A 3436-nucleotide genomic window follows, 5' to 3' on the forward strand; every position below is an offset into this window, starting at 1 on the left:
TAACGCCAAAATTAAGCGGCGCCCGACCAGGGCGTCCGGTGGACGGCCGCCAGGCCGGGAACGAACTTGAATGATTGGTTAGGCATTTCTCAGTCTCCCGCACCGCACGGAGCTGCCGGTAGTTTGCCTGCCAGAGTTCGCTGCCAGGCTATGGCAGCTTCTTGGGAACTGAATGCCCCATATATGCTCCCACTAGAAATTGGCACCCACATTGTCGCCCTAAAGAACTCCCGATCACCGACAACAAGGCGGCTCATTCTGCCAATGTTTGCTTCAGTGAACCTCTCAAAACTTGTGGCTCCCTGTTGCGTCAACTTTACGCGAACCGGCCACCCACTTTCGGTCTGTGCCCCTACTGCCGACTGCTCCACGTAGGCCGAACACAGGTGAAACTCTAGCTCAGTTTCTGCCACTACAATGCCGGGGGTAACCAGCAACAGAATTGCGATCCATTTCATCGTGACGATTGCCTAACGCCGCGCTCTGCGGCAAATTTGGAGTGCAGCGGAAAATATGTCCGGCAGCAGCGCCTTGTTAGGCGAGACAATGCACGGTCGGCAAATCAAATGGTCACCCCAAAAAGGGCACCGATCCCCGCAGTCAGGGCCATTGCCAGGGCGCCCCAAAAAGTTACCCGAGAGGCAGCTACAAGAACGGGAGCGCCCCCCGTTCTCGCTGCTAGTGAGCCCAGCAAGGCAAGGAACAAGAGAGAGCTGCTTGGAACAGCCCACATAAGTAGGTGACTCGGCAACAACAAGACGATGAGCAGAGGAAGTGCCGCGCCAACCGAGAATGTACCTGCCGACGCAAACGCGGCCTGAATCGGGCGAGCCGTCGATACCTCCGAAATACCAAGTTCATCGCGGGCATGCGCCCCAAGCGCATCGTGCTTCATGAGTTGAATTGCTACTGTGCTTGCAAGTTCTGGGTCCAACCCTCGCCTTACGTAGATCTCAGCCAATTCCGCTTGTTCTTGTTCGGGCTCGCTAACGAGCTCTCCACTCTCTCTGGCAAGATCCGCCCGCTCGGTATCAGATTGAGAGCTGACTGACACATACTCACCCGCTGCCATCGACATAGCGCCTGCAACAAGACCGGCAACACCAGCAACCAAGACAGCCTTGGAGTCCGCCCCTGCCGCCGCCACTCCCAGAACCAGACTAGCGGTAGATACAATGCCGTCATTTGCACCCAGAACCGCAGCACGGAGCCAGCCAATCCGTTCTGTCCTGTGCCTTTCAGCATGCCTCATACGGAATTCCAATTAAAAAGGAAGCTGCGCGTCTCACGCCTCCGCCTTACGGGACTTGTTATAGGCCAGGAGCACGACACCCTGACCCTCGTTGAATTGGTGGGCACGGCACTGTGCCGAATGAACAAAAGACACAGCAGTCGCCATGCTTGGGCTTCAGTAAAACATGGCAAGACTCACACTCGTAAAAATACTGGCATGAGTCGGTAGGCATGGTTTCCGATTTCTGATGGCCACAGTTTGGGCATTTGATCGTTGATTCCAAGATCATTTCTACCATAGCCACACCCTCCCGAAAGGTATGAATTAGCCCAACCCACATTGGACTAGGCTCTGCACAGAAATCGACCAGGCCTATAACGCCCGCGTAATGGGCGCGAGCTTGCGAGCGTCCCGATTCACGCGTTTGTTATGACTTTTACGCCATCGTTCGAAACCAATCTTTAACAGTTAGATGGAGACGGTCCACTTCATCCTCCGTGATGGGGCAACAATGAGCAATAGGACCACGCAGCAGATTCAGACTTCCCATCACCCTCTCGACTGCTCTGCGGCTGTTAAATATTGTTCCAAATATGTCCCAGTTTCCAGTGATAATCACGGACAGCTCGCCGAACGTTGTATAGTCAATTTCGTTGTCTGATCGCCGGCTAATTCCACTATCGACTTCTTTTTGAGCGCGATTTTTGACATCATCTCTAATTCTTTGCGCTATTCTTTCAGAGTTCCACCAGTTTGAGCCTTCCGCGTCAAATAGAACATCAACAAGCAATTTTCTGATAGATGTTTCTAGGCAGTAAAACAACTCATAGTGCTGCGACATATTTGCTGCTTCAGCACGAACTGCCTGCTCAAACTGGGGGTAAAAACGAGCTTCGTCGACAGTTGACTCTCGGGCGTGGTGTCCGAGTTCGATATTATATTCGTTCTCGATATTCCGTATCTCATCTGAAATCAGGCAGCCAGTCATTCCGAAGGCCCTGATATGATTGAGGGCCTTCTTATTCATTACTATCACTCAGTAGATTCTCTTTGAGACTCTTGAAAATTGCATTGAAAACAGCAATATCTGAGGTCGCAGGAAGGTTTAGATTTATCGTATAACCAAGATTCAAACCAATGCCTTGGTTATTGGAGGGAGGCAGCTGAACTTGGTAGCTTGCTGCTGGCTGACCATTCTGCGATTCTAAGTCATTCACCTGTACAGCCTCTTCACTCGCCTCGGAAGATGAGAAGTCAGCAAAGGATTTTATGTTCTTTATGCAGCTTGCTGTATACGTGACAGTTGAGGAGTCATGTTCTTGACCCGTCACCTCAATAATCAATCCTTTGAGTTTTGCTTCGCTCAGTTCATGAACATACTCGTTTCGCCGATAAAGCTCGGCGTAACCGTGCTTAAGCATTGCTGCAGCCGCTTCACCGCGTGTGGCTGGGTTTCTGAATTTTCGGTAGATTGCCGTTGGTGTCCCGTCGGCGCCAGCCATGCCTACTTTCTTCAGATATGCAGCCATTTGATTCCCGGAACCACTAGGAATCTTCAAGATCTCCTTGACGAAGTCTTGGCTAATTCGATCAGGTGTTGCGGCCTCAGCAATTCCGTTTAGCGCTTTTGTCACATTTCCTGGGGCAGTCACATAAGGCAAGTTAGCCACTATTCATTTCTCCTTTTCGTTCTCTTACATGATTGGGCGTCATAACGCCATGCTCACCGGGTAAATTTTCGATGGCGGCTTTTGTGCGGCCTTATGCACAAAAGGTGACAGCGGAAATTTGTCCGGTGGAGCTAATTGTTAGGTGGCTGGCTGGCTCGGAAGAACCATCGTAAAAACCCATCCCGCTCCAGCACCTGCAACCACTGTAGCCACCACCCACCAAAGCTCTCCCATAACTGTGCAAAAGACAAACATTGGGATGCTGGCGACCAAGCCAGCCAAAACAAACTCGAACCGAGATACTCTCTTCCGTCTAGAAAAAAAGTAGAGAATCGGAAGCCCCATTACTCCAAAGTAGATTGCTGAGAATAGCCCAACCATCATCCAGAATACTGCGGCTTGTTTAAGGTAATCCGTAACCAGTGGCGGTCCGTCGATGTACAAACTAGCAATGTACACAAATGTCACAAAAAGCCAGCTCGAAAACACCGCCCCTGCAAACCTCATGCTTTGCACCTAACGCCAATATTCA

Annotated in this window: 5 protein-coding genes; all 5 read right to left on the reverse strand. The window is 51.0% G+C overall.

Features of this window, described 5'->3' with window-relative positions; genetic code table 11:
- Positions 1-89 precede the first annotated feature (89 nt).
- Positions 90-458 carry a SecDF P1 head subdomain-containing protein gene (locus tag J122_RS28085; protein ID WP_061334013.1) on the reverse strand — a complete coding sequence of 123 codons (369 nt, stop codon included), beginning with the start codon at positions 456-458 and terminating at the stop codon, positions 90-92.
- A 104-nt stretch (positions 459-562) separates the two neighbouring features.
- Positions 563-1252 (reverse strand): VIT family protein, encoded by a 690-nt coding sequence (locus tag J122_RS19910; protein WP_061334015.1) that lies wholly within the window; start codon positions 1250-1252, stop codon positions 563-565.
- A gap of 58 nt (positions 1253-1310) precedes the next feature.
- Positions 1311-1532, reverse strand: a complete 222-nt coding sequence (locus tag J122_RS24905; protein ID WP_082780662.1) for a GDCCVxC domain-containing (seleno)protein — start codon at positions 1530-1532, stop codon at positions 1311-1313.
- Positions 1533-1670: 138 nt separating this feature from the next.
- On the reverse strand, positions 1671-2261 hold the full coding sequence (locus tag J122_RS19915) for a Swt1 family HEPN domain-containing protein (RefSeq protein WP_061334017.1): 591 nt from the start codon (positions 2259-2261) through the stop codon (positions 1671-1673).
- Positions 2254-2904: a DUF5343 domain-containing protein gene (locus tag J122_RS19920; protein ID WP_061334019.1), complete on the reverse strand. Its 651-nt coding sequence runs from the start codon at positions 2902-2904 to the stop codon at positions 2254-2256. The genes J122_RS19915 and J122_RS19920 overlap by 8 nt, the downstream gene beginning before the upstream one ends.
- Positions 2905-3436 lie beyond the last annotated feature (532 nt).

The organism is Marinobacter excellens LAMA 842 (assembly GCF_001574445.1).
GTDB lineage: Bacteria > Pseudomonadota > Gammaproteobacteria > Pseudomonadales > Oleiphilaceae > Marinobacter > Marinobacter shengliensis.

What these genes read in the sequence shown, in the direction of transcription:
- J122_RS28085 (WP_061334013.1), bottom strand. Translation starts at nt 458, where the DNA reads ATGAAATGGATCGCAATTCTGTTGCTGGTTACCCCCGGCATTGTAGTG.
- J122_RS19910 (WP_061334015.1), bottom strand. Translation starts at nt 1,252, where the DNA reads ATGAGGCATGCTGAAAGGCACAGGACAGAACGGATTGGCTGGCTCCGT.
- J122_RS24905 (WP_082780662.1), bottom strand. Translation starts at nt 1,532, where the DNA reads ATGGTAGAAATGATCTTGGAATCAACGATCAAATGCCCAAACTGTGGC.
- J122_RS19915 (WP_061334017.1), bottom strand. Translation starts at nt 2,261, where the DNA reads ATGAATAAGAAGGCCCTCAATCATATCAGGGCCTTCGGAATGACTGGC.